Below are 14,583 nucleotides of genomic sequence, written 5' to 3' on the forward strand. Positions count from 1 at the left end.
GTCAGGCATTCAGCTCAATTTTTTTACCATTCACCATCACGCCTGCGGCATTAATGGTAATGGTCGATCCGCCAGCAGTGATTTGCACGCTGCCATTACTGATTAAAATCCCGCTCTCGCCCACATTAATATGGAACGTGTCTGTTGCGCTGTCCGCAACGCTGCCCTGGGTAAAGCGCGTATCACCGCCGGTAATACTCAGCGTGCGGCCTGCGCCGATCGTCACGTCTTGCTTTTGCGCAATCGTGCGCACCTCATTGCTGTTCACGGTGACGTGGCGATTGCCCGTCACGTCGAGCGTCTGATTTCCTGTGACCTGCACTGCGCGGTTTTGCTGCACGCTGACCTTTTCATTGCCCTGAACCGTGCGGGTTCGGTCCTGAATCACCGTCAGCGTTTGTTTCCCTTCCACCGTGCCGGTGTTGTTACTTTTCACCGTCGTCGTGTGATTGCCGGTAATGGTTTCATCGCGATTTTGATCCACGCTCAGGGTTTCGTTGCCCTTTACCGTTTCTGTGCGATTTTGCTGGATCGTCGTGGTTTCATTGCCGTTGATCGTTTTACTGCGATCCTGGCCGACAGTCACGGTCTCGTTGCCGTCTACCGTGCGCGTGCGGTTCTGTTTGATATGACTGGTTTCGTCTTTGCCTACAGTTTTGGTCCGGTTGCTGCCGACATCATGGGTTTCGTCGTTTTCAACTTCGGTGTCCATGTTGCGTTCGGCGTGCAGCCACAGCTGCTCCTGACCCGGTTTATCCTCAAAACGCAGCGCATTGGCATTGTCTGGCGAGCCGTCTTTAGAGCGGCTCATAAAGCCCATTTGGGTCGCCGCAGCCGGCAGCGCCCATGGCGGCATGCTGGCTTCGTTATAGACGCGCCCGGTAATAATCGGACGGTCAGGATCACCATTGATAAAGTCGACCACCACCTCATCGCCCACGCGCGGAATCTGAACGCCACCGAACCCCTGGCCCGCCCAGGCGCTTGACACGCGCACCCAGCAGGAACTCGTATCATCCCCTTTTGCCAGCCGATCCCAGTGAAACTTCACTTTGACCCGACCGTAGCGGTCGGTCCAGATGCTTTCGCCCTTCGGTCCGACCACCTTCGCCGTCTGGGGCCCGCCGGTGCGCGGCCAGGGCGTTTTCTGCTCTGGACGAAACACCACGCTTGCCGGAATCACCGAGAAGGTCGTGCGATGGATGGTTGCGCTGTCGGGGCCGCTGGCGTAGCGATTCTCTTCGAATTCGTACTCCGCACCGGTAACCAGGTACTCTCCGGCATCGCTGAAGAAGGCGGCATTGGTGAGTTGAAAGGTGCTGCCCGGCACAATGCCCATGGCGGTGGCGGTGCCCTGAGTTTGCTGATGCTCCACCTGCCAGCGCTCCTGACGGATGCGTGCATAAAACTCGCCGTGGCCGTGTTCAACAAAACGGCCCGGCCAGTCATAGACATTGATGGTGCCAGGAGAGGGTGACTGCGGGTTTTGTCGCGCCTGGAAAAGCCAGGCGTTGGGCTTACGGAAATCGTAGTCGTCCAGGCTGTACAACCCCGGCGTTACGCTGTCCGTCAATGCCCACTGGCTGATGCCCTCTTCGCTGGTTGTGCCGCCCGAGGGCGTTTGATGGTAGGGAATAAATTCGTAGCCGCTAAAGGGCTTGTATTGTGCAACGGCATCGGTGAGCACGATCGTGTGCTTGTCAGCCTCATGGCGAACGTGCCAGGCGATGCCTTCCAGCTCCATCAGGCGGCTGATGAAATCAAAACTGCTTTCCTGATACTGAACGCAGTAATCCCAGTTGCGGTAACTGCCTGTCAGGTTATTTTCCACATTAACCTGATACTCGCCGAATAACGTCTGCACAATCTGTGGAACCGTCTGTTCCTGAAAAATGCGCAGGTTGCGATCACGTTTCATCGGCCACAGGTCGGGCTCAAGCGTGAGCTGATAAACCGCATAGCGCGTACCGGATAACTCCACCGCGCTGACGGCAACCCGGGTGATCTTGCCGTTGAGATAGCGCGGGCGCGCCAGGGTTTGCGTTGGGATAATCAGGGTGGCGGATTTGCCCAGCAGCGCGCTCCGTTCGATGCGCGCATCCGTGCCCAATACCTGCAAATTCAGCGTAAAGGATTCGGACAGCGCCTCTCGTCCGGAGAGCTTCCAGAACAGCAGGCCTTCAACAGGTAACTGAACAGTAATACGATTAAGCATAAACCAGACCCTAACGTCAGACGAAAGCCATGCCGGGCTTCGTTGGTGCGTTTGTCGTTGTAGCGTAGAAATAGCCTGATGAACAGTTAAAGTAAATAAGACAATGTCCAATATGTTACTTAGATACTAAGAAGTGTGAGAGGCTATTACATTCGCGGCAGAAGCTTGCATTTCCTGGGGTAAGCGGCAAAAACCAGGCGTTTCAAAGGGAAAAAGACCGGGTGAGCGGCGCAGGAATGCGCGCGAATAGTGAAATAATACTACTTAGTGACAAGTTGTTAGCATTCGTGCTTTCTGGGCTGGGCTGGCCTCGCTCTGCATCATGCACGCGAGGCGCGGGTCAGCAGCAGAATCACAAAAACACCGCCGATGCCTGCCGTAATAATCCCGATCGGCAATTCCTGGGGTGCCAGCAGCGTACGGCTGGCGATATCGCCAGCGCACAGCAAAACCGCGCCGCCCAGGCCACACAGCGGCAACAGCAGACGGTGTTTTACCCCGGCAACAGAGCGACACAGATGCGGCACCATCAGGCCGACAAAACCGATCACCCCGGTCAGGGCCACCAGCATTGAGGTCGTCAGTGCACAGCAGAGAAAAGTTTCGATGCGCACACGACTGACGTTAATCCCCAATGATAGAGCCGTTTGCTCCCCCGCCAGCAGGCCGTCCAGAGAGCGGTGTCGTAGCAGAACGAAGCCACTCAGCAGCGCCACGCCGCTGAGCGCAACGGGCAGATTTTGCCAACTGGCCAGCCCCAGACCGCCAAGCGACCAGAACATGACCGAACTGGCCGCCCGCTGATCGCCAGAGAAAATAAAATAGCTGGTGAGCGCGCCAAACAAAAAAGAGACAGCCAGCCCACAGATGATCAGGTGCTCTGCGCTACGCCGTTTTTTAAAATGGAACAGCAACATAACCGCCGCCGCAGAACAGAGCCCGCCCGCAAAGGCCGCAACCGGCAAAGTCAGTTCCCCCAACCTGTCACCGAAACGGGTGATGACCAGCACCGCCCCTGCCGAGGCGCCGGAAGAGAGACCAAAGAGAAAGGGATCGGCCAGATCGTTGCGGGTGGTGGTTTGCAGCAGTGCCCCGACCATTGCCAGCCCGGCACCGGTTAACGCCGCCAGCAAGGTGCGCGGCAGCCGAAGGTCAATCACGATACGGTTGACCATTTCAGACGGGGGCGCAGGGAGTAGCGCCAGCGCGCCCAACACCTGCTTTAATGATAACGCGACCGTGCCTGTAGCAATGCTGATGAGCAGTAGCCCTGCCAGCAGAAGGACGCAACTGCACATGACCCAGGCATAACGGTGAGACACCGCACTCACGGCGCGGTCCCGGAATACAGGGCATGTGCCAGTTTTTCTACGGCTGTGATAGTGGCGGGCCCTGGCGTCAGCTCGGCATACTGCAACTTCAGATAACGATGATGTTCTACGGCTGGCGTGAGTTTCATCAGCGGATGATGTTCCAGGAAACGCCGCAGCGCATCTGCCCCGCCGCCGGTCTGATAATCCAACAGAATAATAAAATCAGGTTCCGTTGCAGCCACGCTTTCCCATGATGTGGTGCCCCAACTGATATCCAGACCGCCCATCGCATTGGTCGCGCCAGCGGCTGCAATAATGGCCGTTGGCATGGCATATTTTCCACTGGTAAACGGCTTATCCTCGCCAGAGTCATAAACAAACACCTTTACTGGCCGGGCCGTGCTGGGCCGTTGAGGAATCTGCCTGAGGCGTTGCTTCCAGCTCTCCACCAGGGCCTGCGCCTCGGCCTGTTTGCCGAAGATTTTACCTAACGTCAGCTCATCGTTATAAAGCAGATCCATGCTGGCCTGATGCTTGTCTTTTTGGGTAAAAACACAGCTTTCACTCAATACCAGTGTCTTAATGCCGTACTGGCTTAACGACGCAGGCGTCACGTCGCCCCCCACTTTCATGCCGTAATTCCAGCCGGCAAAAAAGAAGTCGGGATTTACCGCCAGCAGCGTTTCAAGAGACGGATACTTAGGTGCCAGCTCAGGAATGGCTCCCATCGCCTGCTTAAATTCAGGCGTCATTTTGTACCAGCCGCTGATGCCCGTCAGCCCGACGATACGATCCTGCACATGAAGCGCAAAGGCCATTTCCGACATATTGAGGTCGTTAATCACTGCCCGTTTGGGCGGTGAATTAAACGTGACCGGCTGGCCGCAGCTCTGAATAGTGACAGGAAAATCGGCGGCAAAAGCGTGCCCGACAGGAATGCTCGCCAGCCCGGCGGCAAGACAGAGCGTTAACAACGTTTCAGGCACAGTCTGGCACCTCGAAAATGCGTAAATGTTTTCCGTTAGCGGGATGCGGTACGGTAAAACTGTTTAACCCGAACACCGGCCGGAGATAACGGGATGACAAGGCTCGGGCTGGCGTATCAAAGACCACCTGCTCGCCCTGCGACAGAATCAGCACGCGGTCTGCAAAGCCGTCAATCAGTGACAGATCGTGCAACACCGCAACGGCCGTGATCCCTTTGTTTTTGATTAACGTCAGCAGCGCATGTCGTCCCAGGGGATCAAGGTGATTAGTCGGCTCATCCAGCAATATCAGCTGTGGCTTTTGGGCCAGAACGCGCGCCAGCATGGCTCTTTGCCGTTCTCCCCCCGATAGCGCATGTAACGAACGTCGCCGTAAGCCCAGCAGCCCCGTTTCCACTATCGCCTCGCTGACAATGCGCTGGTTTACAGAATGCGGACAGGTGCGGGCATGAGGAAGGCGTCCAAGTGCAACGTAATCTTCAACCGACAACCGCAGATCAGGCACGTCGTTCTGCGCCATAACGGCAACACATGTCGCTAAGTCCTGCCGGGTAAATGTTTTCAGGCAGCGCCCGTTGAGTGCAATCTCGTCCTGCTGTAGCGCCAGCTCGCGGCTTATCGCCCGCAGCAATGAGGTTTTACCACTGCCGTTCGGCCCGATAATGGCCAGGCGCTCCCCTGCCCGGAGGCTGAAGGTAATGTCATTGTGCAGGCAACTGCCATCGGGTTTGTACAGCGCCCCAATGTTCACCCGCAGTATCGACTCCGTAGGACGTAACGTCTCAGGCCGCATTATGTTAACCCATTCGTTATTTGTTATGTTATAACATAACTATTGGATTTTGAAAAAACAAGCATTCTGGCGAAATGAAAAAAGGTGCCGACTGAGCGGCACCAAAAGATGGGGATAACGAACGACAGAACAGACTATTTAAATCGGTTTTGAAACAGGCTGGCGGTAATGGCTAACATGCCAGCACCCAGAGAGCTATGTAGCATCAATGTATTCAACATAACCTATCTCCTCGATTTCACTGTAGGGACAAGCGGTTAAACCGCCTCAGCCAGCTTTTCCTCGTTGGCCTCTTTCTCAATCAAGCGCATCAGCAACGATACCCGGCGATCGGTACGCTCTGGGGTATCCGGTGGCAGGTTATAACGCAGGGTGTAGAGCTTGCCCTTCTCGTTGTAAAAATCCACCACCAGCACAGGCAGAATTCCGCCTGGCACTTTATTGTAATTCACCGACAAGCGGGTCCTGCCCAGCTGCAGTTTGGCAGCCATGACGGTCTCGCCGACCAGTTTAGGATACAGGCTACGATCTTCGGGCACGCTGATGACTCTCATAACAGCCTCCTGATTATCCGCTTGATAACATAGTGCGGAGAGCGCTGTTCACGCTCCCCGCTGTCGGGTCAAACTGCCATTAAGCCTGATGTTCAATTGCCTCGGAGGTGCGGTGTTCAATCGGAATGCGGCGAGGTTTCTCGCTTTCTGGCACCTCATGATGCAAACCGACCCGTAGCAATCCGTCCTGCAGCCGGGCAGTGGTCACTTTCATATGTTCGGGCACGCTGTAGCTCAGACGGAAGTCTGAACGACTGATGCCCCGATGCAACCAGCCGCTGTTCTGACCTTCTTTGTCCGCCTCGTTATCCGTCACCTCCTCTTTCTGGCCGGTAACCGTCAGGCGACCGCCCGCCACCTCGATCTCCAGCTCGCTTTCTTTCCAGCCGGGTACGCTGACGGTGAGCTCATAGTGCTCATTGTCAGTTTGTCTGAGGTCATAAGAGGGTGAAACCGACACGGGCGCATCACCGGTCAACTGGCTGAAAAGCCGATCTATACGGTTAAACCGGTCAGAGAACGCGGAATCCGCGACAGAAGGAAATACAGGGAAATTACGTAATGCCATAGTGATAACCTCCTGAATTAATGGTTCATTCAAAAGCTCATCTGCGTGGGGACCTTCCCCGTTGCTCAGAGAAATTTATAGGATCGTTTCGGGGAATTTCAAGAGGATGAAAAAAATTTTTTTAAGGTGACTGTCACCTGTTCTGTTACAGATGTCACGGCCAGCAGGACCGCTCTCTGTATGACGCTTAGGGCCAGTACAGAGAGCATCAGCCGGTAATCAGAAGTGATATTTGAACCTGACACGGGTGCCGTAACGATCTTTATTTCCGTTATGGTTATCGGCATGAACCTGAGACCAGTAAGCGCCCAGATAGATATCGAAATTCTGCATATTCATTACATTGCGAAAACGGTACGAGGAATGAACGGTGTGAATGTCATACTTCCCTAAAATGAAGTCGCTCAGGCTGGCTGTAGGGAGATGCTGGAGCGTAAATTCTTTAACATCGTTGCGCGCATAGATATAGCCGAGTTGAATATCACGCCATAAGCCATTCAGACCCGCACTGAAGTTTTGCTCTTTCTTCGCGTCCATGTACGCCGTGCTTAGATTGATGACTGCGCCATTATCCGGGTTGGCGCGCTGGCCATGCCAGCTTAGCGTTGCACCGTAACCGTTGCGCCTGGACTGATCCTGAAACTGACCATTTTGGTCCGTATAACCATACGCATTGCTCACCACATTGCTTTCCATGGCGACCGCCGCCGTTACATCGTTACCGTTCCAGGCGATAACCGGACGCAGATAGATCACATTCTTTTTATGCTCAAGCGTATTGCCATGGTATTCGCCATTTTGAAACAATTTGGTTCCGTCATTCGCCATGGTATTTAATTCAAAATAAAAACGCCCGATTGTTTTGCTCAGCTGGATGGCACCCGCCGATCCTCTGCCACGCGCCTCTTTCATCATGTAGATATAGCCATAGCCATCTTCATAGAGATCGTTAGCGGTATTGCCGGAATACTCGATGAGCGTGTCCTGGTTAAGCGGGAACATATCAAAGGCTTCGTAACGACCCACTTTCACCTTCCAGTCTTTTTCCTGACCGAAGAAAAAGGCGGCATCGTCTAACTCAAGCCCGCCTGACAGGTCAGCCAGCGGTTGCACGCTAAAGCCTGCAAAGGATTTATCCGCCATGCTACGGTAACCATCCAGCCCGATTAAAATTCGGCCATTGATATCCCAGCGTTCCGCCTCTCCTGCCTTCCAGTTTTTATCAGCACTGGTTTTTAATGAGGTAATCTGGCCCGTTCTGCTTGCACCGTCGAGATTGAACTCAACATCGCCATAGAGTGTAAGCGCACCTTGTTCTGTATCAAATGTCATCGCGGAAAAGGATGCTGAAGAGACAAAAACCAACCCCCAGAAATAATGACGGTATTTCATAGCCAACTCCTTATGCTAAATAACCCTGAGTGAATAAAACCTTTAAGGGAAGTATTTTTTTGAGGTCGTAATAAATTCGTTATAGTTATTACACTGACTTATGTTTTCTATAATATCGTCATGCAGAATATTAGTGAGGAAATCATATATCAACATACTGTCAATGAAGTGGTCTTCACTGATGGCCAACATGAAAACCAGTTTTACCCGTTTGCCGGTATCCCATTCAATGCCATCAGGAAAAATGGCAACGGAGACCAGGGTACTTAACGCAATGGGCGCTAAAGGATGAGGAATGGCGATTTTGTCATCCAGCAGCGTGGATGCACGCATTTCCCGATCTAAAACAGACGCCAGGAAATGATCATTCACCCGCGCCTGCGCGTTTAATCTGTCGCAAAGAAAGGTGATTAACGATGACTTAGTATAATCCCCCGCATTGAGGACAAAAAAGTTGTCAGCTGAGAAATAATTAAGCATCGCATTAACAGGTTGTGTTTCAGACACCAGATAATATTTTATATTCTCAAGCTGCCATCTTTCCGGAAACGGTGGCAATAGAATAATACGTTTATTCTTTTCAACGATATTGACCAGACTGATAACAATATCTTCTTCAACGTGAGACATCAGACTATATTGCTCAACGGAGATCTGCCTGACGATGTGCAAACCCGGATACAGGCTCATGATTTTTTGACAGACCACCCTCGTCGATGCCATTCCCTGATCGCTGACCACCAGCGCCCGCATCCCTTGACCACTCTGATGGCAGATACTTTCTTCCAGAATCGCACCAATATGCATGACCAGATAACCGATTTCATCGGCACTGACGGTAGCGGTGAAAAACTGATCTAATTCACTGAATGCACTGAGCGTTAATTCATACATTAACGGATAGTGGCACTTTATTTGTTCGAGTAGCGGGTTAACAATCGTAATCGCGTTGTTGACGCGAACGCGCATGGCTCTGATATGGCTTAACAGCGTAGCCTGTGACAGCGCGTCGTAATTCACGTTAATAAACCACGATGTACTCACGTAGCTCAAAAAGTGATTCATGATTGTGCGTTCAACCGAATACGCCTCAGGAACCCAATTGTGGCTGGAGGTAGTGGTACAAAAAGCAATAAGGTTCATGGCCGTGAAATCTATTTCACTTTGCGGAAACGGCACGGCTGGATTAATCCATAATGACTGAAGTAAGGCTTCAGCAAGCGTCTTCCAGCCAGGCTCGGCATCACAAAATTCAAAATCCAGTAGCCATTTCCCCCGCGCCATTCTCTCCTGGGCAATAGCGACGATCAGACTTAAAAAATGCAGGTTCGCGTCGCTTATTTCGAGCTTTTTATCGCTAAGAAAGCGGCTTAACACGTTTCTGCAGTCTGGATAAGCCCTGACCAGGTCGGTATTATTACCGCCGTCAGTGGCCTGCGTGAGCCGCAGTTGGTGGTCGTATATACAGCGCCGAAAGGCAATTTCGCTGCCTTTAAGCTTAAAGATGTCATCGCCCTCCGACACGATACGCAACTGATAGAGAGAAACGTGACGCTTCAGCAAAGCCATATCATTTCTAAGACTGTAAATACTGATAAACCATTCGGCTTCCAGCTCAGCAAGCATCACGCCCTGCTCATCAGACAGCAGCGCCTCCAGCATGGCCGCGCGACGCTCCGCACCCGAACGTGTTTCTTTCCAGGGTTGTTGGCACTGATGCAGTAACAGATGCAAGGCATCGGGATCGCTAATCTGTAAAGAGAAGCCCCTTTTGCGCGTATAGATAAGACGGTTACCAGACTGCCTGACAATATCGCCCACTTCTTTGAGGTCAGTACGGATGGTCCTTGTCGACACCTTCATCTCTTTTGCCAGAGCGGACTGGGTGATATCGCCCTGCGCGAGTGTCATGAAGATGTCCCTGACCCGTTTGCTGGTGAACAGTCTCATGGTTATATCCGTTTAATCTGCACCGTCTGCACATCATTTGGCCTGAGCGTCAGGCGCGTCGGCATGGGCGTCACCTCATCCAGCATCACGAAGTGTGCATTCGGGAGTGATGGGATGGCGACGTCGGTTTCGAGATGGGGATTATAAAATCTGACAATGATTCCGCTGTGGTCTTCCGCACATTTCACCGCACTGACCAGCGCATCCCTGAACGTCGCGGGCAGATTCAGCGCACTGTAGGTTTCGGGATAATCGCGTTTCTCATCGTTCCAACAAAAACGCAGTCGTCCGTTCAGGAAGTCGCTGTCCTGATAAACGGGAAACTCGGTCAGCCAGGTTTTCGACACGCGGGCATGTTGGGCCTCATCGAATGTGCCGCGGTAAGTTCGCCAGCCAAAAGCAAAGGACAACGTTTTCAACAGCTGAGCATCAGGCGTTTCTACGATACTTTCACCGGACGCGCGGCCCGGCCGATAAAGCAGATTTTCTTTACCCATAAAGCCAAACGTGCGGAACAGCGTCAGCGAGAGCGTATTGAAATCATCCCCTACGATTTCGTATTCACGAACGCCGTTGGTGTGCAGCGTAAAGCCGTGCTGCTCGTCATGCACATTGACATAGCTTTGCATTGGTTCAATCGAGATCGGCTTTTCCTGCCAGCGTTCTTCTTCCCACACGTGAAGCGCATTAGTTAACTGCACAGGCCGGGTTACAACGCCGAACAATTGATCGGCACATGACACGTTGGCACAGATATCCGTGGCAAAGTGCACACAAAGGCGGTGGCTCAGGCCATTGTTATCAACATCCAGGGTAAACCGGATGAGATCGTCGTCCTGCAACCTGATGTTTACGGACAAATTGAGCGTTGCAGATGTCATTCTTGCCGCCCTTTCGGTCAGATCACCCGGCACCTTAAGGGCATACGTAAGCAACAGACTTTGGCTGATCGCACTTTTCTGACTTTGCACTGCCGTCATGCTGTTTTCGGAGGTAATGATCCAGTCAGCGCGCGGCGGGGAATAATTATAAGAATCGCCATCGTCACCATTTTCCACAAACAGCATCTGCCGCTTATAGCCTTTCCCACTCAGCTTATCGGTAATCGTCAGCAAGCCATTTGCTTCTACCTGGATGTGGTAATAGTCATTTTCGATACTGGTCTGGTTGCTGGTATCAGGCTTAGTGGCCCCGTCTTCAGCAAAATCCATATGCCAACGGCAATAGCCCAGCGCGGGTAAGCCAGGACTTTTGGCGGTCAGTCGCGTGCGGTAGACTTTTTCGGGTTTGTGCCAGGGCTTGCCCGGATCTAAACGGATAGTCTGGTTAAGCACATACTGAGTGAGGTCCTGCTGCTGCTCAATAACGCAGGGAATAGCCTCACCGTTGCTGTCACGTAAGGTAAAAGGCAACCCGGGCAACCAGGCCTCGAAAGTTATTTGCGGAGCTACCTGCCACGGCAGAGGATTAAACACGGTAAAGGTAAAATCATGATGGCGCGGAATGCGCTCTGTGATAAGCCTTGTATGTAACTCCAGTAAATTCTGCGCCAGCCCTTTAGCTTCTTTATAGCGGAAGAAGACATCCTGATTGGTATCATCGCTGTTACATCCGCCGATGCTGTCATGCGCCGCGTTATAAAACATGCGTTTCCAGATGTCGGCAACAATATGCTTTGGATAATCATGCCCAAGGCTCTGGCTGATGGCCAGTATGGGCTCAAGCGTGTTAACCAGCAGCGCTTCAGTCTCATTGTTGAGTAGCTTCAGGTCAGCACGGCAGGAAAAGATCGTTTTATGTACCCGTGAATGTTTGGCTTCGGTGAGTTCACCTTCTAATGTCCGCGCGTCGGTGCCCACCTCCTGCTCCAGCGCCTTGATAAATGTCAGCGGGTTGCTGATTTGATAATGGCGGCTATCATCACGGGCATTAAACTGCTCGACTAATTCTGGCAAGTTGCGGCGCACGGGAGCCTGGTCGAAGCCATGAGGAAACAGCAGGTGCTGGCGATGACTGCGCGCTTCTATAGCCGCCATCTTCTCATCGAGAAAGGCTTTCATGGTTTCAGGCGTTTCATCCAGCAGGCCACCATAGTGGTATCCCCATGGCATTTGCAGGGCAAAAACCCGGTCACCGTTATCCCCCTGCCAGAAAAATTCTGTTTCGTGCAGCGTATTATCGGCGATGCCGCGCCAGAACAAGGCGTGATTGATACCGAACTGGCGATAGAGTTGCGGCATATTGCCGCCCTGCCCAAAGCAGTCAGGGACATAGCCCAGCTTCATTACGTTGCCATGCCTTTGAGCCACTTCCATACCGTAAAACAAATTCCTGACAACAGACTCCTGATGAATCACCAACTGATCCGTTTGGGTAAACCAGGGGCCGGTCAGCAAACGCTCATCAGCGATCAGTTTCGTGAGTCTGGCTCGATCCTCAGGAGCCCACTGAAGATAACTTTCGATAAGTGAACTTTGCGCATCAAGTAAATAACAGGGAAAGTCTGGATTACCCTCCAGCACCTGGATAAGGTTTTTGATATGGTTAAACAAATAAATACGCGAACGTGATGAGGTAAAATACCACTCCTGGTCCCAGTGAGTATGCGTATAGAGATGAACCATGCGTTTCTTCATGTTATTAACCTTACTAAAATAAATTTTTAGTCAAATTTAATTTCAATATCATCGGAGGCGTTATTGATATTTTCGTTGATGATTTCCGACTCATTAAAATTCACTAAGAAATTTGCACCTATGGCTATAATCAGAGTCCCGACCAATGCGCCGAGAAAGTAAGCCCATGCATTCCCCACGGTAAAGCCACCATACAATCCACCCAGTGGCGGCATAATGGGATAAGCTTTAAACAGCGCCACGGTCATTGAGCCCATGGCCCCTGCCAGTATGTTTAACGGAATTAATCGCGCCGGATTTTTTAAGGTAAATGGAATCGCCCCTTCCGAAATACCTAAAATGCCCATAATGACCGAGCCATTTCCGGCTTCTTTTAAAGTCTCACTGAAATTACCGGGACGGAGGAATCGTGCAGCGGCGTAGCCTAAGGGGGGGATAATAATGGCGACATTCACTAAAATGGCCGGTAAATACACGCCACTCATAAACAGCACATTTGCCGTTCCCCATGCGGCTTTATTTACCGGCCCCCCCAGGTCAAAACAGATCATCCCACCCAGTACCGCAGCCAGCACCACCGTATTGGTGCCGTCTTCGGTCATACGCTGGACCCAGGCCATCAGCGAACTGTTGAGCCAGGACAAGACATCGCCCAACAGCAACAGCATCACCACAACCTGCAGCCCAACAGTAATAAACGGCAAGATGATAAGGGGCACGGATGAGGCGGCAGAACCAGTGATGCGGATCTTCCGGGATACCCATTCTGCGGAGTAGCCTGCCAGCAAGCCGCCCAGTACGGCCCCCAGAAAACCTGAGCCGGTGACAGAGGCAATCAACCCCGCCGCAAAACCCGGAGCCAGCCCTTTTTTCCCGGCTATTGAATAGGCAACGTAAGCACCTAAGACATAATTCATTAATCCAATGATTTTGAAGCCGATATCCTGGGCCAGATACAGCCATTTCTCCAGGCCGCTACTGTGAGCGAAGCTGTCCAGATTAGGTTCGCCAAGCAGGATACCGATAATTTTGGCCGCCGCGACCACTAACGATCCGGCAATAATGACAGGCAGCGCAAAAGAGATACCGGTCATTAAATGGTTTTTGATATTGACCATAGTTTTTTTCATTTTGTCACCAATATCACGGGTTACGGCGCGCCTCGACAGCCGCCACGCATTTTGTAATGACCTCGGCTGCATGTCCGACGCACTGGCTGATTTTTACCCTGATTACGGTCTTACCGGCGAAGCGCTCTTCTTCTTCAATCGAGCGATCGGCGGCAATCAGCACAAAGTCCGCTTCAGCAATATGTTCCGGGGTTAATTTATCGATCATCCCCATCGCCCCTTGCTGTTCGATATGTACCTGATGTCCCAACTTGCGCCCCGCTTTTTCCAGCGATTTCGCTGCCATCGGTGTATGCGCTAAACCGGCAATACAGGACGTGACGCCTACAATATTCATGCTTCCTCCTTAAACTGGATTCGTTGCATCATAAACTGATGCAGGGCATCCTTATTTTCGATCGTAAACAACGCTTGCCTGAAATCGTCATCGACAATCTGGCTTGCGAGCGCGTTGATGATTTTTAGGTGCAGAATACTGGCACCCGATTTTGGCACCAACAGCGCGAAGATTATTTTGATGGGTTCGCCATCCAGACTTTGCCATTCAATTGCGTCATTCAGACGAATAAAAATCACGCCGGCTTTTATTACGTTATCCGTTTTGGCATGAGGCATGGCGATTTGGCTCTCAAAGCCTGTGGAATATTCCTGCTCCCGCAGCCAGAGGTCGGTTTTTATTTCCTCCACGCTCATCGCCCATCCCTGAGCAACCGCATGTGAAGCGATAAAATCGAATACTTCGTCTTTACTGGTAAATGCTTTATTTAAGAATATGCTTTCGCGATCAATAAGCATGGTTTCCCTCTTGCCGGATTGTTCCGTACCTTGATGAAAAGCCTAACGGAAACCTAAGGTATGTAAACACAAGCGGTTTCCGCTAAGGTGCGGAAGATGTCTGCGGCAGAGCGGGCCAGAAATGGGAGCGTTGTCTAAATAAAAAACGTTATGAGCGTCAGATCACTTGATTTGATAAGGGAAGGTTTAACAGAAGTAAGTAAGGCCGGAATCTATTTAGGGTGACAGGAAGGGATATATTTGGAGATGTG

The 14,583-nt window shown here is 51.8% G+C and carries 12 protein-coding genes; all 12 read right to left on the bottom strand.

The window, feature by feature from the left end:
• Position 1 precedes the first annotated feature (1 nt).
• The 12 genes from NR177_RS03655 to NR177_RS03710 all read right to left on the bottom strand — a co-directional run bounded on the left by NR177_RS03655 (position 2) and on the right by NR177_RS03710 (position 14,332).
• A complete protein-coding gene (locus tag NR177_RS03655; protein ID WP_256852310.1) occupies positions 2–2,215 on the bottom strand; it encodes a type VI secretion system Vgr family protein in 2,214 nt (737 codons plus the stop codon).
• Positions 2,216–2,535: 320 nt separating this feature from the next.
• Complete coding sequence (locus NR177_RS03660) at positions 2,536–3,513, bottom strand: iron ABC transporter permease (protein WP_172897288.1); 978 nt, start codon at positions 3,511–3,513, stop codon at positions 2,536–2,538.
• 29 nt (positions 3,514–3,542) lie between these two features.
• Positions 3,543–4,475 (bottom strand): ABC transporter substrate-binding protein, encoded by a 933-nt coding sequence (locus tag NR177_RS03665; RefSeq protein ID WP_256852394.1) that lies wholly within the window; start codon positions 4,473–4,475, stop codon positions 3,543–3,545.
• A gap of 31 nt (positions 4,476–4,506) precedes the next feature.
• The gene (locus NR177_RS03670; protein WP_256852311.1) at positions 4,507–5,307 is read right to left on the bottom strand and encodes an ABC transporter ATP-binding protein; all 801 of its coding nucleotides are present in this window, start codon (positions 5,305–5,307) and stop codon (positions 4,507–4,509) included.
• Positions 5,308–5,564: 257 nt separating this feature from the next.
• Positions 5,565–5,861: a hypothetical protein gene (locus NR177_RS03675; RefSeq protein WP_013026217.1), complete on the bottom strand. Its 297-nt coding sequence runs from the start codon at positions 5,859–5,861 to the stop codon at positions 5,565–5,567.
• Positions 5,862–5,940: 79 nt separating this feature from the next.
• Positions 5,941–6,429 carry an Hsp20 family protein gene (locus NR177_RS03680; protein WP_063880016.1) on the bottom strand — a complete coding sequence of 163 codons (489 nt, stop codon included), beginning with the start codon at positions 6,427–6,429 and terminating at the stop codon, positions 5,941–5,943.
• A 219-nt stretch (positions 6,430–6,648) separates the two neighbouring features.
• A complete protein-coding gene (locus tag NR177_RS03685) occupies positions 6,649–7,821 on the bottom strand; it encodes a carbohydrate porin (protein ID WP_218994414.1) in 1,173 nt (390 codons plus the stop codon).
• Between the two features lie 42 nt (positions 7,822–7,863).
• Positions 7,864–9,771, bottom strand: coding sequence for a PTS sugar transporter subunit IIA (locus NR177_RS03690; RefSeq protein WP_256852312.1), 1,908 nt, complete (start codon positions 9,769–9,771; stop codon positions 7,864–7,866).
• Between the two features lie 2 nt (positions 9,772–9,773).
• A complete protein-coding gene (gene mngB / locus NR177_RS03695) occupies positions 9,774–12,407 on the bottom strand; it encodes a mannosylglycerate hydrolase (RefSeq protein ID WP_256852313.1) in 2,634 nt (877 codons plus the stop codon).
• 26 nt (positions 12,408–12,433) lie between these two features.
• The gene (locus tag NR177_RS03700) at positions 12,434–13,537 is read right to left on the bottom strand and encodes a PTS fructose transporter subunit IIC (protein ID WP_256852314.1); all 1,104 of its coding nucleotides are present in this window, start codon (positions 13,535–13,537) and stop codon (positions 12,434–12,436) included.
• 13 nt (positions 13,538–13,550) lie between these two features.
• Positions 13,551–13,874, bottom strand: coding sequence for a PTS fructose transporter subunit IIB (locus NR177_RS03705; RefSeq protein WP_063880021.1), 324 nt, complete (start codon positions 13,872–13,874; stop codon positions 13,551–13,553).
• Positions 13,871–14,332, bottom strand: a complete 462-nt coding sequence (locus tag NR177_RS03710) for a PTS sugar transporter subunit IIA (RefSeq protein ID WP_109718319.1) — start codon at positions 14,330–14,332, stop codon at positions 13,871–13,873. The genes NR177_RS03705 and NR177_RS03710 overlap by 4 nt, the downstream gene beginning before the upstream one ends.
• Positions 14,333–14,583 lie beyond the last annotated feature (251 nt).

The sequence above is a fragment of the Pantoea sp. Fr+CA_20 genome (genome assembly GCF_024520835.1).
Taxonomy (GTDB): Bacteria; Pseudomonadota; Gammaproteobacteria; order Enterobacterales; family Enterobacteriaceae; genus Pantoea; species Pantoea allii.